This is a genomic window from Arthrobacter sp. zg-Y844 (genome assembly GCF_024385465.1).
Taxonomy (GTDB): domain Bacteria; phylum Actinomycetota; class Actinomycetes; order Actinomycetales; family Micrococcaceae; genus Arthrobacter_B.
The window spans coordinates 1167738-1191761 of sequence record NZ_JANFLS010000001.1 but is presented as its reverse complement, the minus strand read 5'-3'; the positions used below and the strand labels follow the sequence as shown (position 1 = coordinate 1191761).

The 24024-nt window shown below is 62.8% G+C and carries 19 protein-coding genes and 2 tRNA genes; 9 read left to right on the top strand and 12 right to left on the bottom strand.

The window, feature by feature from the left end; all coding sequences use genetic code 11:
• Positions 1-49 precede the first annotated feature (49 nt).
• Positions 50-1057, top strand: coding sequence for a hypothetical protein (locus NNX35_RS05675; protein ID WP_255867211.1), 1008 nt, complete (start codon positions 50-52; stop codon positions 1055-1057).
• Between the two features lie 97 nt (positions 1058-1154).
• Here the strand turns inward: NNX35_RS05675 and NNX35_RS05670 are convergent, their stop codons facing one another.
• The 11 genes from NNX35_RS05670 to dnaA form a co-directional block, all read right to left on the bottom strand.
• Positions 1155-2078, bottom strand: a complete 924-nt coding sequence (locus NNX35_RS05670) for a DMT family transporter (RefSeq protein WP_255765520.1) — start codon at positions 2076-2078, stop codon at positions 1155-1157.
• Positions 2079-2212: 134 nt separating this feature from the next.
• Positions 2213-2285, bottom strand: a tRNA-Ala gene (locus tag NNX35_RS05665).
• Positions 2286-2350: 65 nt separating this feature from the next.
• The gene (locus NNX35_RS05660) at positions 2351-2470 is read right to left on the bottom strand and encodes a DLW-39 family protein (RefSeq protein ID WP_227920402.1); all 120 of its coding nucleotides are present in this window, start codon (positions 2468-2470) and stop codon (positions 2351-2353) included.
• Between the two features lie 45 nt (positions 2471-2515).
• Positions 2516-2589, bottom strand: a tRNA-Ile gene (locus NNX35_RS05655).
• A 111-nt stretch (positions 2590-2700) separates the two neighbouring features.
• Positions 2701-3210, bottom strand: a complete 510-nt coding sequence (locus tag NNX35_RS05650; RefSeq protein WP_229951273.1) for a DUF3566 domain-containing protein — start codon at positions 3208-3210, stop codon at positions 2701-2703.
• The gene (gyrA, locus tag NNX35_RS05645) at positions 3207-5861 is read right to left on the bottom strand and encodes a DNA gyrase subunit A (RefSeq protein WP_255765519.1); all 2655 of its coding nucleotides are present in this window, start codon (positions 5859-5861) and stop codon (positions 3207-3209) included. The genes NNX35_RS05650 and gyrA overlap by 4 nt, the downstream gene beginning before the upstream one ends.
• A 69-nt stretch (positions 5862-5930) precedes the next feature.
• A complete protein-coding gene (gyrB, locus tag NNX35_RS05640) occupies positions 5931-7988 on the bottom strand; it encodes a DNA topoisomerase (ATP-hydrolyzing) subunit B (protein ID WP_370646960.1) in 2058 nt (685 codons plus the stop codon).
• Positions 7989-8254: 266 nt separating this feature from the next.
• Positions 8255-8713 carry a DciA family protein gene (locus tag NNX35_RS05635; RefSeq protein ID WP_308219713.1) on the bottom strand — a complete coding sequence of 153 codons (459 nt, stop codon included), beginning with the start codon at positions 8711-8713 and terminating at the stop codon, positions 8255-8257.
• A 64-nt stretch (positions 8714-8777) separates the two neighbouring features.
• Complete coding sequence (gene recF / locus NNX35_RS05630; protein WP_255867210.1) at positions 8778-9962, bottom strand: DNA replication/repair protein RecF; 1185 nt, start codon at positions 9960-9962, stop codon at positions 8778-8780.
• A 183-nt stretch (positions 9963-10145) separates the two neighbouring features.
• Entirely contained in the window at positions 10146-11270 is a 1125-nt protein-coding gene (gene dnaN / locus NNX35_RS05625; RefSeq protein ID WP_227920390.1) for a DNA polymerase III subunit beta, read from the bottom strand.
• A gap of 606 nt (positions 11271-11876) precedes the next feature.
• Positions 11877-13298, bottom strand: a complete 1422-nt coding sequence (gene dnaA / locus NNX35_RS05620; RefSeq protein ID WP_146359770.1) for a chromosomal replication initiator protein DnaA — start codon at positions 13296-13298, stop codon at positions 11877-11879.
• 525 nt (positions 13299-13823) lie between these two features.
• Here dnaA and rpmH point away from each other — a divergent pair.
• From rpmH to NNX35_RS05580, 8 genes are all read left to right on the top strand, one after another.
• The gene (gene rpmH / locus NNX35_RS05615) at positions 13824-13961 is read left to right on the top strand and encodes a 50S ribosomal protein L34 (protein ID WP_022892375.1); all 138 of its coding nucleotides are present in this window, start codon (positions 13824-13826) and stop codon (positions 13959-13961) included.
• Between the two features lie 63 nt (positions 13962-14024).
• A complete protein-coding gene (gene rnpA, locus NNX35_RS05610) occupies positions 14025-14372 on the top strand; it encodes a ribonuclease P protein component (protein WP_227920389.1) in 348 nt (115 codons plus the stop codon).
• Positions 14373-14402: 30 nt separating this feature from the next.
• Positions 14403-14774 (top strand): membrane protein insertion efficiency factor YidD, encoded by a 372-nt coding sequence (gene yidD, locus NNX35_RS05605; protein WP_255765516.1) that lies wholly within the window; start codon positions 14403-14405, stop codon positions 14772-14774.
• 9 nt (positions 14775-14783) lie between these two features.
• Positions 14784-15746: a membrane protein insertase YidC gene (gene yidC, locus NNX35_RS05600; protein ID WP_255867209.1), complete on the top strand. Its 963-nt coding sequence runs from the start codon at positions 14784-14786 to the stop codon at positions 15744-15746.
• Positions 15743-16288 carry a R3H domain-containing nucleic acid-binding protein gene (locus tag NNX35_RS05595; protein ID WP_255867208.1) on the top strand — a complete coding sequence of 182 codons (546 nt, stop codon included), beginning with the start codon at positions 15743-15745 and terminating at the stop codon, positions 16286-16288. The genes yidC and NNX35_RS05595 overlap by 4 nt, the downstream gene beginning before the upstream one ends.
• Before the next feature lie 40 nt (positions 16289-16328).
• Positions 16329-16961, top strand: a complete 633-nt coding sequence (gene rsmG, locus NNX35_RS05590; protein WP_255862217.1) for a 16S rRNA (guanine(527)-N(7))-methyltransferase RsmG — start codon at positions 16329-16331, stop codon at positions 16959-16961.
• A 412-nt stretch (positions 16962-17373) separates the two neighbouring features.
• A complete protein-coding gene (locus NNX35_RS05585; protein WP_370646978.1) occupies positions 17374-18261 on the top strand; it encodes a ParA family protein in 888 nt (295 codons plus the stop codon).
• A 393-nt stretch (positions 18262-18654) separates the two neighbouring features.
• Positions 18655-19821, top strand: coding sequence for a ParB/RepB/Spo0J family partition protein (locus tag NNX35_RS05580; RefSeq protein ID WP_370646959.1), 1167 nt, complete (start codon positions 18655-18657; stop codon positions 19819-19821).
• A 2872-nt stretch (positions 19822-22693) separates the two neighbouring features.
• Here the strand turns inward: NNX35_RS05580 and NNX35_RS05575 are convergent.
• Positions 22694-23980: an MFS transporter gene (locus NNX35_RS05575; protein WP_255867205.1), complete on the bottom strand. Its 1287-nt coding sequence runs from the start codon at positions 23978-23980 to the stop codon at positions 22694-22696.
• Positions 23981-24024: the final 44 nt, after the last annotated feature.

Sequence of the window (24024 nt, the reverse complement as noted above, 5' to 3'; positions counted from 1 at the left end):
AGGAACACGTAGGCTAAGGCTGAAACGACAACTATCCCGGGAGGTAGTTTTGAAGAAGGACCGCATCACCCATGATCTCGAAGCCAATGTTGCAGCAGGCATCGTGACTGCCCGCGACTGGGCAACACCCAAGGTCGACGCAGCCAAGGGCTGGGCCGTTCCGCGGATTGAAAAGGGGATCGAGACCGCATCCCCGAAGATCCAGGACGGCATCAAGCGCGCTGCTGATGAAATCGCCCAGGGCGTAGCCACCGTCACGCCCCGCATCCAGGGCGGGCTCGAGAAGGTTGGGCCGCGCATCAGCCACGCCGTGGATGAAGCCGCTCCGCGGATCCAGAACACCCTGGACCGTGCCACCCCGGCACTGAACACGGCCAAGGACCGGGTTGTGGATGATTACATTCCCGCCCTGTCCACGCGCATCGGGGTTGCCGCAGACAGCGTTTCGCGCAGCCTGACGGCCGCCAACGTACCCGTGCAGACGGCCGTTGCGAAGGTCACGGGCAACAAGAAGGCACTGAAGCGGGCACAGAAGGCGGCCGCGCAGGCTGCCAAGGAAGCCCGCAAGAGCCAGAAGGGCGGCGGCAAGGGCTGGCTGGTCTTCGGCATCATTGCAGCGGCAGTAACGGCCGGCGTGGCCGCCTGGCGCGCTTCCCGCCCGGTCGAGGATCCGTGGAAGACACCGGCCCCCAAGCCTGCCGCCGGTACCGGCGCAGCGCCCAAGCCGGCTACTACCACCCCGGCAACGGCTCCTGCCAGCACCGGTGCTTCGTCCACCGCTGCGGCTAAGCCGGCCGAGGCCGCCACACCCGTCGTTGAGGTGCCCAAGCCGACGCCGGCAGCCAAGCCCGCCGCGAAGACCACGGACGCTGCTGCGCCCGCTCCGTCCGAAACCTCGGAGACTGTAGCCAGCATCAAGGAAGCAGCCGAGCGCGCTGCGGCCCGTTCCGGCGAGAAGGCCTCCGATGCGGGCAAGCACAGCAAGGAAACCGCAGGAGACGCCAAGGGAGCTGCAAAGCCCTCCGGCGCCCATTCGGAGAACAACACCGGCAAGTAGCAGAACCGGCTCGGGCATCGGCTAGGACCGGTCCCGGGACGAGTACAGAGAAGGAGGGCTCCGCCATAGGCGGAGCCCTCCTTCTTTGCTTCCCCGCCTAGAGCTGGTCCCCGCCCAGGGCCGGCGGGGCGGGAGGTGCCGGACGGGCATTTGCCCCGGTTCGTCGGCGGAGCCTGCCCTGGCCGGCCACAACCACCGTCAGTCCGACCAAAATCAGTGCCAGCCCCGCGTAAGTACCGGCGGGAAGCTGTTCGTGGAGGAAGACGGCCGCCAGGATGGCCGCTCCCGGGATCTCCAGCAGGATGATCATTGACACGACCAACGGACTGATCACGGCCAGCAGGTGATTAAACACGGTATGGCCCAGGATCTGAGCCACCACGGTTACTCCGAGGATCCCTATCCAGGCCGCCGGCGGGAAGCCGACGATAGGCTGCCGGAAGGCTGCGCACAGGGCCAGCAGGAGCACCGCGCAGGCGCCGTAGCAGAGGGTTGTATAGGTGCCCGTAGACATGGATTCCCGGGCCTTCCCGCCGGCAATCGTGTACACGCCCGCCAGGGCGCCTCCGGCCACGGCGAGTACGTCGCCGATGAGGGCCTCCCGGGACAGACCCAGATCGAACCCGGAAATCACCAGCACGCCTGCAAATGCGGCTGCGAGTCCCGCGAGGACCACGGGCGGAACCCGGATGCCCCTCAGCACATTGAACAACGCGATCCAGCCTGCCTGCAGGCATACCAGCGCCGTGGCAGCCGCAACAGACGTCAATTGCAGCGACGTGATGAAGCAGGCGAAGTGCAGCGCCAGCGCCACAGCGGCAATAGCGGTCCACTTGTAGTCCCGGGCAGTGAGCTGTCCGAATTCCCGACGCCGGCCCAACACCGCCGGTGTACCCATCAGCACCGCGCCGATGGCATTGCGCCAGAAAGCGATGGCCAGGGCTGGAGCCGCGGTAGCGGCCATAATGGGCCCGGAGGCGGAGACGCCCAGCACTCCTACCACCGCGAGGAAAATATTCACAGGCCAACACTAGTGCAGGAACCGCGCTGCCCCGGCGCCGCGGCGGGGAGGGATCCCGGCGCTGAGGCGGGCATTCCTGACGGGTTAAACGCAGAAGGTCCCCGCTCCTAAGAGCGGGGACCTTCTGTATTCGGTGGAGGCACGGGGACTCGAACCCCGAACCCCCTGCTTGCAAAGCAGGTGCGCTACCAATTGCGCCATGCCCCCGAAATGAGAACTTATCCAGTATAACCTACTGTTGCCTCAGGTTATGACCGGAAAGCTATTTGGTTTTAGTCGACCTTGTCGGTCGATTCCTTCCAAACGGCCTTCTCAGCGGCAGTTTCCTGCCACTTCTTGAAAGCAAAGACTCCCGCAGCCGCAGCTGCCGTTACTGCCAGCAACTTCTTCACGGAATCCTCCTTGCCGTTGTGGTCCACCTTTTGCAAGGTGTTCCGTGGGCGTACCAGGACTTGAACCTGGGACCTCTTCGTTATCAGCGAAGCGCTCTAACCGCCTGAGCTATACGCCCCGAACCTCTTCGGGCCGAGATATGACTTTACCGTACCTTCGGCCCGGCGCCAAATCGAGTGGTTTTCCGGTTCCGGAGGCGCTGTTTGAGCTCCTCCGGAACCGGAAAACGCTAGTCGTCCGTCAGTGTCACGCCAATGCCGCCCACCAGGGTGGAGGCGATGTTGTACAACACGGCCGCGAGCATCGACAGTGCCGTCAGCAGCAGGACGTTCACCACTGCGATGATGGTCGCAAAGGAAACCACCTGTCCCAGCGAGGCAAAGTCACGGAGGTCGAAACCGCCGGACTCGCTGCCGGCAATCTCGCCCAGCAGGGTGTTGACGCGGTCAAAGATCCCGGTCAGGTCCAGTACGGTCCACAGCACGATGGCAGCCACCACGGTGACGACGCCGAGTGCCACCGAAAGCAGGAATGCCATCTTCAGGACGGACCAGGGGTCAATCTTGCTGACCAGTAGCCGGGCCTTCCGGGCCTTGGCCTTGGGCGCCGGCTTCACCAGCGGCTGGCGGTTACCCGAGGTGCTCTGACCCCCTCCAGGACGCTGGGCGGGGCGGGCGGGGGTTTTCACCCGCGGCCCGCCGCCCGAGGACGACCTGGGGCTTGGGTTGGTCGAGCTCACTCGCTACCTCCATCTTGTGCTGACTGTGCATCGGGCGCAGCCGTTTCGTCTGTAGACAACGGTACTTCATCGCCTGCGGGCTCCACAGGTTCCGAACCGGCCGCTGCCGGAGCCGCCGCAGTTCCGTCCGCCGCTTCGGCGTCCTCTTCGATGGCGAGGTCGCGCTCGGAGTTCCGGGCAACGGCGATGATCCGGTCATTTTTGTCCGGCTTGGCGAAGATAACGCCCATCGTGTCCCGTCCCTTGGACGGCACGCCGGTGACGGAGGAACGGACTACCTTGCCGCCCTGCATGACCACCAGTACTTCGTCCTCTTCCTGGACCACCATGGCGCCGACCAGGTGGCCGCGTTCCTCAGCGAGCTTGCCGACCTTGATGCCGAGGCCGCCGCGGCCCTGGACACGGTATTCGTCCGAGCTCGTGCGCTTGGCGTAGCCGCCTTCGGTCACTGTGAAGACAAACGAATCCTCGGTGACGACGTCGGCCGCCAGGAGTTCGTCGTCTTCCCGGAACTTCATGCCGGTAACGCCGGACGTGGCCCGTCCCATCGGGCGCAGGGCGTCGTCGGTGGCGGTGAAGCGCAGCGACTGGCCCATGCGGGAGACGAGCATCAGGTCATCCGTTTCGGAAACCAGCTGGGCCGAGACCAGTTCGTCGCCGTCGCGCAGGTTGATGGCGATGACGCCGGCGGACCGGTTGGTGTCGTAATCCGCCAGCCGGGTCTTCTTGACCAGTCCGCGCTTGGTGGCAAGCACCAGGTACGGAGCGGCGTCGTAGTCCGGCAGCGCCAGGACCTGGGCGATGTGCTCTTCGGGCTGGAAGGCCAGGAGGTTGGCCACGTGCTGGCCCTTGGCATCCCGGCCTGCTTCGGTCAGTTCATAGGCCTTGGCCCGGTAGACCCGGCCCAGGTTGGTGAAGAACAGCAGCCAGTGGTGCGTGGTGGTGACGAAGAAGTGCTCGACGACGTCGTCCCCGCGCAGCTGGGCGCCCTTGATGCCCTTGCCGCCGCGGGCCTGCTGACGGTAGTTGTCGCTGCGGGTGCGCTTGACGTAGCCGCCGCGGGTGATGGTGACCACCATTTCCTCTTCGGGAATGAGGTCTTCCATGCTCATGTCGCCGTCATAGCCCATGAGGATGTGCGTGCGCCGGTCATCGCCGTACTTGTCGGCGATTTCCTGCAGTTCCTCGCTGACAATCTGCCGCTGGCGCTCGTCGGAGGCCAGGATGACGTTGTACTCGGCGATTTCCGCTTCGAGCTTGGCATGCTGGTCCTGGATCTTCTGGCGTTCCAGGGCAGCGAGGCGGCGCAGCTGCATGTCCAGGATGGCCTGGGACTGGATCTCGTCGATTTCCAGCAGGCCCATCAGGCCGTTCCGGGCGTCCTCAACGGTGGAGGAGCGGCGGATCAGCGCAATGACCTCGTCCAGGGCGTCCAGGGCCTTGAGCAGGCCGCGCAGGATGTGTGCGGCTTCCTCGGCCTTGCGCAGCCGGTACCGGGTGCGGCGGACAATGACTTCGAGCTGGTGGGTGACCCAGTGCCGGATGAACGCGTCCAGGCTCAGGGTGCGGGGTACGCCGTCCACGATGGCCAGCATGTTGGCACCGAAGTTGTCCTGCAGCTGGGTGTGCTTGTACAGGTTGTTCAGGACCACCTTGGCAACGGCGTCGCGCTTGAGCACAATCACCAGGCGCTGGCCGGTGCGGCCGGAGGTTTCGTCGCGCATATCGGCGATGCCGGTGATCTTGCCGTCCTTGACCAGTTCGGCGATCTTGACTGCCAGGTTGTCCGGGTTGGCCTGGTAAGGCAGCTCGGTGACCACCAGGCAGGTGCGGCCCTGGAGTTCCTCGACATTGACCACGGCACGCATGGTGATGGAGCCGCGGCCGGTGCGGTAGGCATCCTCGATGCCCTTGTGCCCAAGAATCTGGGCGCCGGTCGGGAAGTCGGGGCCCTTGACCCGGCGGATCAGCTCTTCGAGCAGCTCATCATTCGGGGCATCGGGGTTCTGCAGGTACCACTGGACGCCGTCGACAACTTCCCGCAGGTTGTGCGGCGGGATGTTGGTGGCCATGCCCACGGCAATGCCGGAGGAACCGTTGACCAGCAGGTTCGGGAACCGGGAGGGCAGGATGGTCGGTTCCTGGTTGCGGCCGTCATAGTTGTCCTGGAAATCGACGGTTTCCTCGTCGATGTCGCGGACCATCTCCATGGCCAGCGGAGCCATCTTGGTTTCCGTGTAACGGGGGGCTGCGGCGCCGTCGTTACCCGGGGAACCGAAGTTGCCCTGGCCCAGGGCCAGCGGGTAGCGCATGGTCCAGTCCTGGATCAGGCGGACCAGGGCGTCGTAGATCGCCGAGTCACCGTGCGGGTGGTACTGGCCCATTACCTCGCCGACCACGCGGGCGCACTTGTTGAAGGAGCGGTCCGGGCGGTAGCCGCCGTCGAACATTGCGTACAGCACGCGGCGGTGCACGGGCTTCAAGCCGTCCCGCACATCGGGAAGGGCGCGTCCCACAATGACCGCCATGGCGTAGTCAAGGTAGGAGCGCTGCATCTCGGTCTGCAGGTCGATCTGCTCAACCCGGTCTGTCAGTGCGGTCCCGGCGAGGGGAGTCTCTTCCCCGGTTACCTCGGGAGTCTCATCACTCATAGTTCTGCTTCCGTTTCTAAGTCGCTAAAGTCCATGCTCTCCGGCAGCCAGTCGCCGGCACTGAATCCGCTAGATGTCCAGGAAGCGCACGTCCTTGGCGTTCTGCTGGATGAAGCTGCGGCGGGACTCGACGTCTTCGCCCATCAGCACGGAGAAGACCTGGTCCACGGCCGCCGCGTCATCCATGGTGACCTGCAGCAGCGTGCGGTGGTCGGGGTCCATGGTGGTGTCCCAGAGTTCGGTGTAGTCCATCTCGCCCAGGCCCTTGTAGCGCTGGATGCCGTTGTCCTTCGGCAGGCGCTGGTTGTTGGCCAGGCCGCGGGCGATGACTTCGTCCCGCTCCCGGTCGCTGTAGACATAGTCGTGGGCGTGGTTGGACCATTTGATCCGGTACAGCGGCGGCTGGGCCAGGTACACGTAGCCGTTTTCAATCAACGGACGCATGTAGCGGAAGAGCAGCGTCAGCAGCAGGGTGGTGATGTGCTGGCCGTCGACGTCGGCATCGGCCATCAGCACGATCTTGTGGTACCGGGCCTTCTCGACGTCGAAGTCCTCGCCGATGCCCGCACCGAATGCGGTGATCATGGCCTGGACTTCGGCGTTGCTGAGGGCGCGGTCCAATCGGGCACGTTCCACGTTCAGAATCTTGCCGCGCAGCGGCAGGATGGCCTGTGTTTCGGGGTTGCGGCCGCGGACTGCCGAACCGCCTGCGGAGTCGCCCTCCACAATGTAGATTTCCGACTTCGACGGATCCTTGGAGGAGCAGTCCTTCAGCTTGCCGGGCATGCCGCCGGATTCCAGCAGGCCCTTGCGGCGCGTGGATTCACGGGCCTTGCGGGCCGCGAGGCGGGCCTGGGAGGCCTGGATGGACTTGCGGATGACGTCGCGGGCCGGGCCCGGGTTGCGCTCGAGCCAGTCACCGAGCTGGTCGGTGACCACCCGCTGGACAAAGCCCTTGACCTCGGAGTTGCCCAGCTTGGTCTTCGTCTGGCCTTCGAACTGCGGTTCGGCGAGCTTAACCGAGATAACGGCGGTCAGCCCTTCGCGGATGTCATCGCCGGTGAGGTTGTCATCCTTTTCCTTGATGATGTTCTTCTCACGGGCGTACCGGTTGATCAGGGACGTCATGGCGGCACGGAAGCCTTCTTCGTGCGTTCCACCCTCATGCGTGTTGATCGTGTTGGCGTAGGTGTGGACGCTCTCGGAGTAGGCGGTGGTCCACTGCATGGCCATTTCCACGGCCATCTTCTTGTCCGAGTCCTCGGTTTCGAAGGCGATCACATCATCGTGGACAACTTCGACCTTCTTCGCGGAGTTCAGGTACTTGACGTAGTCCAGCAGCCCGTCCGCGTAGAGGTAGTCCACCGTGCGGTGCTTCGGAGCCGCATCCTCGTCAGTGGCCTCGGCGATTTCCTCGGTTTCCTCTTCCAGCGTCCGCTCATCCGTGAGCCGGATGCGCAGGCCCTTGTTCAGGAAGGCCATCTGCTGGAAGCGGGCACGCAGGGTTTCGAAGTCGAACTCGGTGGTCTCGAAGATGTCCGGATCCGGGTAGAACGTCTGGGTAGTGCCGGTTTCGCTGGTTTCTTCGCCCTGGCGCAGTTCGCCGACGGGGTGGCCGCCGTTCGCGAAGCTCTGCTTCCAGACAAACCCCTGCCGGCGTACTTCAGTTTCCACCCGTTCGGAGAGCGCATTGACCACGGAGATACCAACGCCGTGAAGGCCGCCGGACACTGCGTAACCGCCGCCGCCGAACTTGCCGCCGGCGTGCAGGATGGTCATAACAACCTGGACGGTGGGGATGCCTTCGGTGGGGTGCATGTCCACGGGAATGCCGCGGCCGTTGTCCGTGACGCGCACGCCGCCGTCGGCCTGCAGGACCACCTCGATGTGGTCGCAGTAGCCGGCCAGAGCCTCATCGACGGAGTTATCGACCACTTCGTACACCAGGTGGTGCAGGCCGCGGGGGCCCGTGGAACCGATGTACATGCCCGGGCGCTTTCGGACTGCCTCAAGGCCTTCCAGAACCGTGATTTCATTCGCGCCGTATTCCACGGGGGTGGCCTTTTCCGGCACTGCGTGGTCCTCTGGTGTTACCTCTGAGTTGTCCATCTCATTGTCGTTAGCCACAGGTGCTGTCGACTCCTCTTGTGTTCGTCAGAATTGAAGCCTCCCCAGCGGACAGGCATCTCCACTCTCAATTCTACCGCGCCGCAAGGGGCAAACCTGTCCAAAACACCCTCTGGCAGGCCACTAATGATGCTTTGAAGCGAATTGGAGCCGCCCGGATAGGGGCGGATACCAGCAAGGGGGTTCTCCGGCCCCTAACCGGCTCCTGTACGGGCGGGATTTTCGGTCCCTGCCGCACCGAGGCTCCGGATGCCAGGCTGTCCGGCTTACCCGTAGGTATCCCGGGGGCCCCGCCCCTTGACGCTGCGCAGACCCTTGCGCCAGTTGGGCGCCGCCGGACCGATGACCTCGATCTTGGTGACGACGCCGGAACCGAGTTCAGCGTCGAACCGGGCAATCAGGGTGTCTCTGAGGAGCCGGAGCTGGGTGGCCCAGGCCGTCGAGTCACACCGAACCTGCACCGTGGTGTCCTGGAACGACTCCGGCTTGCAGTGGGCGCTGACCTCGCTTCCCACCAGCTCCTCCCAGCGGGAAATCACCGATCCGACGGCGACGGGAGAGTTCCAGCCGCGTTCATTCACGAACCGGGTGAAGACATTGCCCAGGCCCTGCGGATCCCGCCCGACATACTCTCCGGGAACAAAGGGCGCCTGCCTGCCTCGGCCGGTCTTGCGACGGGTGGCCGGGGTGCGTTGATTCCCGCGGGCAAGGGCTGCCTGGCGCATGCGGTTCAATTGCTCCCGCGCCGCATCGGGCCGTTCCCCGGGATCCTCGCCGGGGGGAACGGGATCAGGAGACGGGCACACTGACGCCTCCCGGGATCACGTTGATGACCCGCCCTGCCAGTGATTCCGGAATGTCGTCGCCAACAGCCGCAGTCACCAGCACCTGCTCGGCTCCAGCGACAATTCCGGCGAGCCGCTGCCGGCGCTGCACATCCAGCTCCGCAAACACGTCGTCCAGGATCAGGATCGGCCCGGCACCGGGGGTGGGATCGTCGCTGGTCAGCAGGTAGTACGACCCCAGGCGAAGGGACAGTGCGAAGGACCAGGTTTCCCCGTGGGAGGCGTACCCCTTGGCTGGTGCCTTTCCGAGGATCAGCTCCAGTTCGTCCCGGTGCGGACCCACCAGGGAAATCCCGCGGTCCAGCTCGCGCCGGCGGTTGGCGGCGAATGCCTGCAGGAACCGCTCGGTGAGTTCCGGCACCGTCAAGGAATACAACTCGTCCGGATCCTGGGAACCCTCCACGGCGCCGTCGTCGTTGACGGTTCCCTGCAGTGTGGACCGATAGACCGCCCGGGCAGCCTTTGAACCGTCGGTGAGGTCTCGATATGCCGCCTGCAGGTGCGGCTGCAGGCGTTGGAGCGCCTCGAGCCGAGCGGCCACAAGCTCGGCGCCGGCTACAGCCATGTGCTGGTCCCAGACGTCCAGTGTTGCCTCGTGGGCAGAGGTGAAGCGACCTGCGGCCCGTGCTGATTTCAGCAGGGCGTTCCGCTGCTTCAGCACGCGGTCATAGTCCGAGCGGGTTGCCGCATGGCGCGGTACCAAGGAAACAATCAACTCATCCAGGAAACGCCGGCGGCTGCCGGGATCACCCTTGACCAGCGCCAGGTCTTCAGGTGCGAAGAGCACTGTCCGGCACAAGCCCAGGATGTCCCGGGCCCGGACCGGGTTGGCACGGTTGATGCGGGCCCGGTTGCCGCGGCCGGGGTTCAGTTCCAGCTCCACGCCGGTGGCCTGGGAACCGCGCACCAGACGGGCCCTGATCAGCGCCTGGTCGGCGTCGAAATTCACCAAGGGGGCATCAGTGCTTACCCGGTGTGAAGACAGTGTGGCCAGATAGCCGATTGCCTCGACAATATTGGTTTTACCCGTGCCGTTGGGACCGACAAACACCGTGACGCCCGGCTCGAGCCGGATGTCCAGCTGCGGATAGCTGCGGTAACCGGTAAGGGACAGGTGGTCAACGTACATGGGTTCCTGGTCCTTTCCTGTCCGTCGAGCCTGCCGCCGACCCTTCCGGCAGCGGATCCGCCGCCGCTCGGCATGCCTTTGTCAAATTGTGTTACATCGGCATTGTTACGACGATTTTTTTGCGCCGTCCTCCGCCGCTGCCGGATCGAAATGCAGCTGGTCCGGCGGCCAGGCGGCGGCGTCCTACTGGTTCGGCAGGCGAACCGGCATCAGCAGGTAACGGTAATCTGCCTGGTCGTCCCCGTTGAGTTCTTCCTGGGCCGAAATCACGGCCGGTTTGGGCGGCGTCGTGAAGGAGAAGCGGACGTACTTGCTCGGGAACGCGCCCAGGCCTTCGCTTAGGTAATGCGGGTTGAAGGCAACCGTGATGTCGTCGCCTACGAGTGCCGCTTCCAGTGCTTCCGATGCCTGGGCGTCTTCGCCGGTGCCGGCATCCAGGGAGAGCTGACCGTCCGTGAAGGCAAGGCGGACAGGAGTGTTGCGTTCGGCAACCAGGGACACACGGCGTACGGCTTCGACCAGTGCGGAGGTCTCTACAGTGGCGTGAATCGGCGTGTTTTCGGGGAACAGGGAACGGATTTTGGGGTAATCGCCGTCAACCAGAAGCGACGTGGTGCGCCGTCCGCCGCTTTCAAAACCAATGAGTTCGCTGTCATCCGACAGGGCGATGTTGAGGTCGCCTGCCCCGCCAAGGGTCTTGGCCACCTCGTTGAGCGTCTTGGCTTTCACCAGTGCACTGGTGGAAATCCCCGGAGTTGCGGGCTTCCAGGACAATTCGCGCAGGGCCAGGCGGTACCGGTCGGTTGCCAGGAAGGTGATGAGGTCATCTTCGATTTCCATGCGTACACCGGTGAGGATGGGCAGGGTGTCATCGCGGCTGGCGGCAATGATGACCTGGGAGACGGCTTGGGCGAAGGCATCGCCGTCGACGACGCCGCTCACCTCGGGCAGTGCCGGCAGTTCCGGGTATTCGGCTTCAGGCATGGTTGCCAGGTTGAACCGGCTGTTGCGGCAGGTCAGCGTGACCTTGGCCCCGTCAGTCTCCACTTCCACCGGAGCAGACGGAAGGCTGCGGCAGATCTCGGCCAACAGGCGGCCGGAGACCAGGATGGTTCCTTCTTCGCTCACATCGGCGGGAATCTGGAGGCGCGCGGAAATCTCGTAATCGAAGCTGGCAAGACTCAGCGAACCGTTTTCAGCCTTGATAAGCAGCCCCGAAAGGACCGGAACGGGCGGGCGCGGGGACAGGGAACGTGCTGTCCACGTGACGGCCTCGGCCAGGACATCCCGCTCAACTCGAAACTTCACTGAAGGGTGCCGCCTTTCGCAACGTACTTCTCAGTACAACTGATCTTGTCTTGAACTCGTCTTGAGCTGTGTGTAAATCGCGGAAGCATCCGTGGACCGGTCCAGTCCGTGCAGATCCCAAGGATGTAGCCATGGACGGACCGTACTCGTTTACATGCGAATGACAACCATACTCTGTGACAGCTTAGCCCCGTCCGCCGGTGTGCTGCACCGGGTTCTGTCCGGCCAGGGGAACGGATGGGGACCGTTCGAGGTGGTGGCCCCTCTCGTCAGAGAGGTTTTTTTGGTGGTCATCTCGGAGGGTTTGAAGTGTGCCGGAAGCATAGTTGTTATTTGGTGGAACCGAATTTCTTAAGATCCGTAGTGTTAATAACTCCTGTGGATACTGTGGATAACCCCCCGCACCGGGGCGTCCCAGCTGTTTAAGCCTGTTGATAACCTGTGGACTCGCTGCAGCGTCCGAGTCCGGGCCTGTTGGAAACTTTTTTAGGATTCCGCGTATCCACAGGGAAGTGTGCGTAACCACGGGTTGTCCACCGGGTTATCCACACCCTTGTCCACAAATGTTAATTTTGGGCCCCTGCGGGGCCCTGCCGTCCTACTGGCTCAGGCCTCGCGCTGCTGCTGTTTGATCCTGTTGGTCAGTTCGGTGACCTGGTTGTAGATGGCCCGGCGTTCGGCCATCAGCTCGCGGATTTTCCGGTCCGCGTGGATCACAGTGGTGTGGTCGCGGCCGCCAAGTTCCTGGCCGATCTTCGGCAGGGACATATCGGTCAGCTCGCGGCACAGGTACATGGCGATCTGCCGTGCGGTGACCAGGGTCCGGGTCCGGGACTTGCTGCAGAGTTCCTCAAGGCTGATCTGGAAATAGGCTGCCGTCTGCCCAAGGATGGATGCGGCAGTGATTTCCTGGGCGCCGTCGTCGGTAATCAGGTCCTTCAGGACGATTTCGGCCAGGCCCACGTCTACCTGCTGCCGGTTCAGGCTGGCGAAGGCGGTCACGCGGATCAGTGCGCCTTCAAGCTCCCGGATGTTGGTGGAGATCTTGGACGCGATGTATTCCAGGACGTCATCCGGAGCGCTCAGGCTGTCGCCGATGGCCTTCTTCCGCAGGATGGCGATACGGGTTTCAAGTTCCGGCGGCTGCACATCCGTCAACAGGCCCCACTCAAACCGCGACCGCATCCGTTCCTCGAAACCGGAAAGCTGCTTGGGCGGCAGGTCGGAGGTGATCACAACCTGCTTGTTGTGGTTGTGGAGGGCATTGAAGGTGTGGAAGAACTCTTCCTGGGTGGCGTCCTTGTTGGCCAGGAACTGAATGTCATCAATCAGCAGGATGTCCACGTTGCGGTACAGCTGTTTGAAGCTGGCGCCTTCGTCATAGCGGATGGAGTTGATGAAGTCGTTCGTGAACTCTTCCGAATTCACGTAGCGGACGCGGATCCCGGTGTACAAGTGACGTGCATAATGCCCGATGGCGTGAAGGAGGTGGGTCTTGCCCAACCCGGAGTCCCCATAGATGAACAAGGGGTTGTAGGCCTTCGCCGGCGCTTCGGCCACGGCTACCGCCGCTGCATGGGCAAACCGGTTGGACGAACCGATAACGAAGGTCTCGAAGACGTACTTGGGGTTGAGGCGGCCGAATTCCTGGCTGGTGCTCGGCGGCGTCGGGGAAGGAGCACCGCTTTCGCCGGAGGGTACGGGGCTGGGGGCCGCCGGCTGCTCTTCGGGTTCCGGTTCGGCTTCAGCCACGGGAGTGAGGTCCGAGTCGATGACGAACGCACACTGGATATCGGCCTGGAAAACGCCGCGCAGGACTTCATCGAGGATGTTCTTCAGCTGCGTCTGCAGCACTTCACGGGTCAGTTCGTTGGGAACGGCTACCAGAAGGGTCGTACCGATCAGGCCTTGGGCCTGCGCAAGCACCACGAATCCACGCTGTCGGGGAGTGACCCTGTCATCGGTCTCCAGAGTCCGAATGACCTTGCGCCAAGAGCTGCCAACATCGTTGATTTCGTCCGTACCCACAAAAACCTCTCATGACGCCCTGCGGCTGTCTAAGAAAACTCGGGATCCCGGTGGGGATCCCGGCACTTCATCCACAGAGTTATGCACAGATAGTGGATAAAGTACCCGTCGCCAAGCCTAGAGGATGATTTCCCTTGGTGGTAGCTGGAAATCCGCCTGCACAAGGGCCTGTTGGCTCTCTCACAGGACCTATGGACGCAGGATACCCACAGCAGTTGTCCACAGCTGTTGAAAAATCTGGGTGCACAACCGGATGTGCGGACTATCCACAGGGTATCCACAGTCCGTTGCGGGCTGTGGATTACTCCGGGGCTGAGCCCGGTTTGACTGGTGCCCCCGTCTCACCTAACGTTGAGTAGTCCTTTGTGTCTGCTATCTGTACTCACACATGCCCTGCAGGGGTTCTGGAAATCAGGGTCCAGGTCCGGGCGAGTACAGACAGACACATGAAAAAAGCGCCGCTTGTTCTTCCCCCTTGTCGCAACAAGTGCCGGCGCGACTCAAGATTGTCTTGGAGTAACTACCGTGAGCAAGCGGACTTTTCAGCCGAATAACCGCCGTCGTGCCAAGAAGCACGGCTTCCGCCTTCGCATGCGTACCCGTGCCGGCCGTGCCATCCTTTCCGCACGCCGTGGCAAGGGCCGTACCGAACTGTCGGCCTAAATAACCTCAAAGTTTGTCGATGCTGCCTCTTAGCAGCTTTACTCCGGATTCCAGGTGGTCATAATGCTGGCCGTGCGGAACCGGGTAAGGGCATCGGCAGATTTTTCTCGTACTGTACGTTCCGGTGCCCGCAGTGGGCGCCGGAACGTAGTGCTATATGCGCTTCCTACGGGTGACCAGCCGAGCCGCATAGGCTTCATAGTGGCCAAATCCGTCGGGAACGCGGTGACACGCAACCTCGTTAAGAGAAGACTGAGGGAAGCGGCAGCGCAGAGCCTCGCTCTTCACCCCACCGGGTTTGACGTGGTGGTGCGGGCCCTGCCTGCTTCCGCGTCGGCGTCGTGGCCGGTACTGAGTGCCGACTACCACAGCGCTTTGAACGCCTGCATAGCCAAACTTTCGCAGCTTTAGACATGCCAGGTGAGGAAGGATGAGCCAGCGATGAGGGACTCCGGATCTATTCCGTTGAGGGCCTTGATTGTTGTTGCCCGTTTTTTATGGAACCTCCCGCGCATGCTCCTCATCGGCCTGCTGATGGCGTACCGGAAGACCGTTTCCCCCCTCTACGGGCAGGTCTGCCGATTTTTCCCATCGTGTTCCGCCTATGCCCTCGAAGCAGTCACCGTCCACGGAGCCGTCAAGGGTTCCTGGCTGGCTTTCCGACGGCTTATCCGCTGCCATCCTTGGAACGGCGGCGGCGTGGACCACGTACCTGATGGACACCGGATTTGGGACTCAAAGAAGGTCCCGAGGATCATTGTGCTGAATCACCCCGTGATTCCAGCTGACGAAGACAGCCGCTCGGCGGCCTGAGGAGAGTAAATGGGTTTCTTCGAGACGATACTGTTCCCCTTTAAGTGGGTAGTGTCATGGATCATGTGGGTCTTCCACGAGGGCTTCGTTTTCCTCGGGATGGATGCCGCATCCGGGTGGACCTGGACGTTGTCCATCATCGGCTTGGTGATCGTGATCCGTGCCGCGTTGATTCCGGTCTTCGTCAAGCAGATCAAGGCGCAGCGCGGTATGCAGTCCCTGCAGCCGGACCTGCGCAAGCTGCAGCAGAAGTACAAGGGCAAGACCGACCAGCTTTCGCGTCAGGCAATGACGCAGGAGCAGATGGCCCTGTACAAGAAGCACGGCACCAACCCGTTTGCTGCCTGCCTGCCCATGCTCGTACAGATGCCGTTCTTCTTTGCCCTGTTCCAGGTGCTGAACGGGATCTCCACCTCGAATGCCGAGGGCAAGGGCCAGGGCGCGCTGTCGCACAGCGCCATCCAGCAGTTTGACGAGGCCACCATCTTCGGTGCCCCGCTGTCCTCCTCGCTCCTGCACGGTTTCGGCGACGAAGGCCACTTCTCGGTTGTAGTGCTCTCGATCATCATGATCCTGGCGATGACCGCTTCGCAGTTCATTACGCAGAAGCAGATCATGTCCAAGAACATGTCCGAAGAGGCACTTGCCAGCCCGTTCATGCGCCAGCAGAAGATGATGCTCTACGTACTGCCCATCGTCTTCGGCGTCGGCGGCATCAACTTCCCCATCGGTGTGCTCATCTACTGGACCACCACCAACCTGTGGACCATGGGACAGCAGTTCTTCGTCATCCGGCGGATGCCTACCCCCGGCTCGCCGGCGTCAAAGGCCCTCGCCGAGCGCCGTGCCCGCAAGGGCCTGCCGATGGCGCCGCTCCTCGGAGAGAAGAAGGGCGAGGCACCGGTCGAGGTCCCCGCGGCACCCAAGGGCCAGCGCGTCCAGCCCGCGCGGAAGAACAGGAAAAGGAAATGAGCACTGAGCACATTGACGACCCCGTAGTTCCCCTGGAAGAAGCCGAGGAACCTGTTCAGCCGCGCACCGGGAGGCTCGAGGAAGAAGGCGACGTAGCCGCCGACTACCTGGAAGAGCTCCTGGATATCGCCGACATCGACGGGGATATCGACATTGAGGTCCGAAACGGCCGGACGTATATCTCCGTAGTGTCCGAGGAAGGCGACGACGCCGCTCTTCAGGCACTCGTGGGACGCGATGGCGAAGTGCTTGAGGCATTGCAGGAACTCACGCGGCTGTCGGTGCTGACAGCAACGGAAAACCGCTCCCGCTTGGTCCTGGACATCGTTGGCTACCGTGAAGAACGCGGCGGCCAGCTGCAGTCCATAGCTGAGGACGCAGCCAAGCGTGCCAAGGAAACCGGGCAGGAAGTGGCGCTCGTTCCCATGAGCGCCTATGAGCGCAAGATTGTTCACGACGCCGTGGCCGAGCTTGGCCTGGTCAGTGAATCCGAGGGTGAAGGCGCGGACCGCCACATCGTCGTTTCCCTGCCTGCTTCCTAGTTATCCCCGCCCGGCAGTGCAGACAAGGAATATGAAGTAAGTGGTTGAAACAACTCCCGCAGAACTGGACGCCGCCCGGAAGATCTTCGGTGACCGCCTGGATCTGGCGCAAAGATACGTAGAGCACCTCGCGACGTCGGGCATGGAACGGGGACTCCTCGGCCCGCGGGAAGTTCCGCGGCTATGGAGCAGGCACGTCCTGAACTGCGCCGTGGTGGCCGAGCTGATCCCTGCGAATGCCGCCGTAGCGGATGTCGGCAGCGGTGCCGGGCTGCCCGGCTTGTGCCTGGCCATTGCCCGGCCTGACCTGTCCATGACGCTCATAGAGCCCCTTGAACGGCGGGTCATATGGCTGAACGAAGTCGTTACGGATCTTGGACTCGACAATGTCCGCGTAATCCGCGGCCGTGCCGAACAGGTAGTCGACGAGGTAAATGTGGATGTGGCCACCGCCCGGGCCGTTTCGGCCCTCGGCGGATTGGCCGGACTGACAGTACCCCTGCTGCACGGCAGGGGGCAGGTGCTGGCCATCAAGGGCCGCAGCGCTGAAGAAGAAGTGCAGAAAGCCGCGAAAGCAATCCGCAAGCTGGGCGGACGGGATACCGCAGTGCTGACCGTAGGGGCGGATGTACTTGAAGAACCCACCACGGTGGTACGCATCTCCGTAGGGTGAGAAGCCCGACACCTCAGCTTTCATGCACACACCCATGCCGGTCCCGGGGAATGGCCGCGAAGCGGATAGTCTAGATGAACTAATGCCTTAACGCTTTATGTTGGAAAGTGAGCATGACCAGGTGAGTGCGCGTGATTCTGCCGCAAAACGAATTCCTCCCTTCGCCGCACTCGGTTCTGCCCTGTCCGCCTCATTCGGTAGAAAGCAACCCCAATTGGTTGTGGACAAGCCGGCCGCCGTTTCACGTGAAACGGTGCCGGCCGAGCCGCTGGAACCCGCCAAGCAGCAGGAACCCGCCAAGCCGCTGGAACCCGCCAAGACTGAAAGCAGTGCCGCACTCGTGCAGGCCCCCCGAGCTATCGAAGGTGGTGTATCCGAAGAAGCCGCTGCTGTGGCGACCTCGGAAGACGTTATGGATTTGATGGACGAGAGCACCCCGCTGGCGCGGGAACTGGCTAGTGAAAACCGGCGTCGGGAGAAGCTCCGCGGACGCGTTCTGCCGCGGCCTCCCCAGACGCGCATCATGACGGTGAGCAACCAGAAGGGCGGGGTGGGGAAAACGACCACCACGGTCAACCTTGCTGCTGCTCTGGCGACTGCCGGCCAGAACGTCCTGGTTATCGACATCGATCCGCAGGGAAACGCATCAACGGCCCTGGGGATCGACCACCGTGCTGACGTGGAGAGCATCTACGACGTGCTGATTGATGACCTGCCGCTGGCAAATGTGGTTGCGCAGTGCCCGGACATCAGTAACCTCATCTGCGCACCGGCCACGATCCACCTCGCCGGGGCGGAGATCGAACTGGTATCCCTGGTTGCGCGTGAACAGCGTTTGAGCCGCGCCATTAACGTCTACGCGGCCGAACGGGAAAAGCAGGGCCTGGAGCGCCTGGATTACATATTCATCGACTGCCCGCCGAGCCTTGGCCTCCTCACCGTCAATGCCTTTGTCGCGGCAAGGGAAGTCCTGATCCCAATCCAGTGCGAGTACTACGCGCTCGAGGGCCTCAGCCAGCTGCTGAAGAACATTGAAATGATCCAGAAGCATTTGAACGCCGATCTGGTTGTCTCCACCATTCTGCTGACCATGTACGACGGTAGAACGAACCTTGCCGCACAGGTCGCCGCCGAGGTGCGCGAGCACTTCCCGGAGCAGGTCCTGCGCGCCGTCGTGCCGCGCTCCGTGCGCGTTTCGGAGGCTCCCAGCTACCAGCAGACGGTCATGACCTATGACCCGTCTTCAACGGGTGCGCTGTCCTATTTGGAAGCAGCAGCCGAGATAGCCCAGCGCGCCTAGTGACACCCCGGCGGGGTTCGGCTGCCAGCTTGGCTCCGCGCCATAGAATACTCTCACAATCAATCCGTGCCGCTTGAAGTGCGGGCATAAGGGAAGGACTTACCCATGGCCGAGAAGCGTCGGGGTTTAGGCCGCGGTCTGGGAGCTTTGATTCCTAGCAGTGCGGAACCTGCGGAGACAGAAAACTCGAGCCAGGGAACCGTTACTCAGGGACGTCCGGCTGATTTGTTCTTCGCCGCAGCCGATGAGTCCCGCTCACAGTTCGGTGGTACGGGTCCGCGTAAGGGTGCCGGGATCAATAAGGAAGCGCTTCGCGGTCCGGCAAAGAAGTCGACAACGCGCAGCTCTGCGGCCCGTTCGGGAGTCCGTACCGACAAAGGTGTGGAGCCGGAAGTGCCCAGCCCTGTCCCCGCTGCCAAACCCGATGACGCCACGTCTGTAGGGACGGACGCTGGGACCACCCCGGATTCAACTCCGGATTCCGCCCCGGCTTCCGGAAGCAAGGGCGCCAAGCGGGCTTCCAAGGCCTCTCAGGGGGCTGTGGAGGTGGCGGCGACGGCCAAGGATCCCGAAAGTCCTGAGAGCGCCGCAGAAGACCTGCAGTCGGCACCTGCTTCGCTGCCGGTCCCCGCGGAGGCCGCCCCGGAAGCGTCGAAGCAGGCAGCTGCTGCCCCGGTGGAAGCGGATGTTTCCCGTGAAACATCGACCCCGGATTACAGTGGTGAGGATGGCCTGGTCCAGGTTCCCGGTGCGACGTTCGCCGAGCTTCCCATTGATTCCATCCACCCGAACCGTAAGCAGCCGCGGTCCGTCTTCGATGAAGACGACATGGCCGAACTGGTGCATTCCATTAGGGAAATCGGCGTGCTGCAGCCGATTGTTGTTCGCCCCTCGCTCGAGGAGGATGCGGAACACCCCTATGAGCTTGTTATGGGTGAACGTCGCTGGCGTGCATCACGCGAAGCTGGACTATCCTCGGTGCCGGCTATCATCCGCTCCACACAGGATGTCGATCTCCTCCGTGACGCCCTCCTGGAGAACCTGCACCGGAGCCAGCTGAACCCGTTGGAAGAAGCGGCGGCTTACCAGCAGCTTCTGGACGACTTCGGCTGCTCGCACGAAGAACTCGCAGACCGCATCGGACGCTCGCGGCCGCAGGTAACCAACACCTTGCGGTTGATGAAGCTTCCGCCGTTGGTTCAGCGCCGGCTGGCGGCTGGAGTTCTGTCAGCGGGGCATGCACGCGCGTTGCTCGGGCTGGGTGACCCGGCGGAGATGGAAAAGCTGGCCCAGAGGATCGTGGCGGAGGGCCTTTCCGTTCGTGCCACCGAAGAGATCGTGTCGCTGGCCGACGGCCTGCGGAAGCCGGCGAAGACTTCCAAGCCGAAGATCGGCGCACGCCACGAACGGCTGGACTACCTGGCAACGTCTTTGGCTGACCGCCTGGACACGAACGTCAAGATCACCCTTGGAGCACGCAAGGGCAAGGTCAGCATCGAATTCGCTAGCGTGGATGACCTGAATCGAATTATGGGCGTACTCTCCACACCCGGAGAGTAGCTCAAAGCTCGGCGAGGTTCCCGAAGGGTCGGTGTTTCACGTGAAACACCGGCCCTTTCGGCTTTCCGGGCGCACCTGGATGGGTAGGTGCGGGATAACCAGCGGCGCGAAGGCTTGCCGCAGGAATACACCCACAACCGTGGGCCACCTGAGCAAACCAACAAAGGGCCGGATGATCGGGACCCCCGACGCTGTCGGCTGTAACCTGCACCAGGTGCGTGAGGCGTAAACCCGTTGCCTGTGCGGCCTGTCCGCCCCGGAGCTGTCCGTACCGGGTAGCGAAACAAGACGGCATGCCCCTCCTGTCGTATTCCGCGCGCCGTCCTACAGTCTGGGCTTACGTGTTTCACGTGAAACACGTAAGACTCGTTCAGGTGTCCTCACTCCGGGTGCCTGCTCGCTGACGTGATTACCGCACTCGTTGCCGCTCGGACCGAGTGAGTCGACGTTTCACGTGAAACCTATCTCCCGCTGCGTCGGTACGTCCGGTATCCGGACCCTGCAACTACTTTTGCGCCGCGGGTCGTCCGGGGTATCCTCTCGTAGTTGAATGCCGGTCCGGTTGTAGGTAAGGAGCTGGATGGAGTCGTATGGAGCCAAACCGCGAGTATCGCAGGAACCAGGCTGCGCCTATTTGCTGGGCGTAGTCGGCGGTCGATTTGCGTAGTTAGGTGCTGCAACTCTCTACGTAAGTTGGGGGTCACTGAGCTCAGTTTGGAGGTTCGTCGCAACGGCACCCAATGGTTCGGTTGATTATCAGAGCGGCTGGCCCCGGGTAATGTGCAGTTTTGGCTCCAAAACTCTCCGCGGGCCACCCTCAGGTCGGCATAGCTTCCGCGTTTGGCAGACTTCTTGCTGGGCCGGACGGGTCTATAAGCCGGAGCAGCTATACAGCAGGCGGTGTTTCACGTGAAACGATGCCTTGGCTGCAGCCAGCGCCCGGTACTGCAGTCGACTAAAAGCCATTCGTCCACTGACCGGGTCGAATCAGGCCGTGCGGTCGGCTTCGGTAGCAGGGTGGACGCCGCGCGCAATGGTAGTTTGCACGGTCCTTGCAGAGCTGCAATGTCTATGCAATCGGCCTCCTTACAGGTCCAGGCAGAAGGGTTACCACCTCTCCGCCGCCAGAACTGACGTCCCGGACGTCCAGTCGGTAAGCGGATAGGAAACGCAATCAGCGCTTTGCCTGCCAAACACGCGTATAGGGCGTCGGTCATGCACCGGGCATGGGAGCTTGGCATGACGTGCCATAGGGCGTATGCCCGTGGCGCCGAATAGAGGATAGGGGCGGGGTTTCACGTGAAACATTGTAGAAGGCGGCCAACCACGACGTGTGGCTAGCCATGCAGATGACATGGCCAACCGCCGTACACGGTAGAGCGCGGCCGGATTGGGGCCTGCAAGGCGGCTCTCTGTGCACCCCGTCGCAGCAAAGGCTGCGTATGAATTCTTAGAACTGGGGTCAGCGCCTGGCGGTGTTTCACGTGAAACTGGGGCGTCCGAGTCCCTACAAAGGAACCCCACCCTAGGCTGTTTTGCCTGGGAAGGCGAGGCTTGGGTGCTAGGAACCGTACTCTCTGGAGCGGCTTTAGGCGCGGCCTGGGATGGCAGGGCTGTCTTCGGCGGGTTACCCCGAGCACCGACCGGCTCTCTGCCGGCCGGCCTGCCCGCCCTGCCTGCTCGCCCTGCCGGGCCTCCTGCCCGCCCTGCCTGCCCGCCCTGCCCGCCCGCCCTGCCGGGTCATAAGCACGCTATGGGCGGCTGCCGGCAAACCAGTATCCAATGCCCATCTTCCCTTTGCCGTGCATCAGGAAGTCGTCCATGGGGCGGAGAATGCCATCAAGCTACCTGCACAAGCTACCGCCGATGCCGGCTCCCGTTTCGGTTCTCCGATATGCGGTTAGGTGCGCGTTGCCTCGTTTTCGTTCGGGGAGTCCCATGACCTATCGTCCGCAACTAGACGATATCTCCCCCCCACGCTGCCTAAAAAACGTGCCGATCTCCGGTGGAAACAACTACACACTGCTGCTTCAGAGAACATCTAAGCGAAGGCAAGAAGGGAATCGAACCACGAACAATGGTGGCAGCGGATGTGTGGCGGGTCCCTGGAGTCGGGTCCGTGGCGTTTCCAAGCCCTGCCCAGGTGGAAGCGCCGCAGCGGATATCGCCGCCTGGTGGGGTAAACGTGGCCCTTGGCGTATGTCTAGCTGTTGCTGTCCCAACACCAGGGGTATGCCTTGATAGAGGCGGATTGTGTGCAGGGCTGTCGAGTAGGGCCTTGTCTGGGAAGCGAAGCGAAGTGAAATGAAGTGCGGTGAAGGGCAGTGCACTGCTGTGAACGGCAGTGCAGAGCAGTGCACTGCTGGGCAGGGAGGCTGGGGGCAGGGGGGGCAGGGAAGGGAGGGGCCTTACTTGTCTTGCGCAGCCACGCTCGTGCCGACGATTGCCTACCGCTCGTGGCCCTGCCCAGCGTCCGGCAGCCGCGCTGCGGCTCGGCTTCAGCCGGCCCGTGACGTGTCTGGTGCAGTGAGGGAGCCCTCCCGGAGCCTGAGGATGTTATTCATCCACCCTGATCGATCACGTCCATTCATTACCGTCGGGCGGATCGAACGAATACTGAGTAGCTGTGCTGCTGCTGGATCCTGGGGGAAGAGAGCAGCAGGCTGGGCTCGAGAATCATTATGCTTTCACCCTCGGCCCCAACGCTCAGTATTGAGCTCCCGGCACCCGGCCCCGGTGCACCGCACTCAGCCCACCAGCACCAAGCAGCGCACCGCACACGCAGACCAGGTCCGCCCTCGGCGTCGTGTTTCACGTGAAACGCGACGCCGAACTTGTACTCGGCGTCAGCGTCGGAGGAACATGTGAAGGCTTACGGGGCGGAAGGCGTGGCCGATGCCGGCTGTTCATCGGGTAGCTTCCGCATGCTCCGCAGGGGTGACAAGGTGACCGGCAGGAAGGCCACACAGGCCGCCGCCGCAGCGATCCACAGTGCCGTCTCAGCTCCGAATAGCTGTCCAAGTAGGCCCCCCATCAGCGCGCCGACGGGCTGGGTTCCCCAGACCAGGAAACGCATGGTGGCGTTCATGCGGCCTAGCAGGCGGTCCGGAGTCAGTCTTTGCCGGAAGCTCACCTGCGTGACGTTGTAGACGACCATGCCGAAGCTAGCCACAGCAAGTCCAGCCGCGCCTAGCCAAACCGACCATTCGCCCCCGGCCGCAGGCATCAGGAGCGCAAAGGGAGCCGTCGCCGCCACAGACCAACAAATGGCGGGTCCTTCACCGAGCCACAGGGTCAGTCGACGGGTAGCCAGGGCGCCGGCAAGGCCGCCCACCCCGAGGACCGAAAAGACTATGCCGATTTGGTGCGCGCCCAGGCCGACTTCTCTAGGAAGGAAGAACACCAGCATCGCCATGTAGGCCGCGAAAGCCAGGTTGAACAGTCCTGTGGACCCGGCAATCGCCCGCAGCAAGGGGTTGCCCAGGACGAAACGCAGGCCCTCTGCGATGTCCGTGCCCAGCCGGGATCCCGGTACCGGCTCCGGCTTGGGCTGACGGTGCCGCATGCGCCCAACTAATAGTGCGGACAACCCCATCGCAATGGCATCCAGGGCGAGGGCAACGGGTGCCGTCAGCCAGGCGATCAGCTGGCCGGCTGCGACCGGACCAGCGAGTTGGGCAACCGAGTGCACCGTTTCCAACTTGGCATTTCCTTCAACCAAATGGTCACGCCCGACAAGGCGCGGCAGAAAGCTCTGGTAAGCGACGTCAAAGAAGACGCTGAACACGCCGATGAGCAGCGCCACGACGTAGAGCTGCCAGACTGTCAACACCCCGAGCCACCAGGCGAGCGGAACAGTGAGCAGGACCGCTGCCCGAATCAGGTCCGACGAGACGAGCACGTGGCGGTACCGCATCCGATCGACCCAGACTCCGGCGGGCAAGCCAATCAACAGGAACGCAGCGGTGCTCAGGGCCGAAAGCAGCCCCACTTCGAATTCACTGGCAGTCAGCGTCACCACCGCCACGAGTGGCAAGGCGAGACTGGATACCTGCTGCCCAAGTTGGCTCAAGGAGGTGGAATAGAAAAGGAATCGGAAGTCACGGTCCCGCAGGACGCCGCCAGGAACCGTGGCTGCGCCGCCGTCTTCAGTCGTCATGCGGTTGACTCTGGTCAATCGATTGATATTTGTCAATAGCCCTC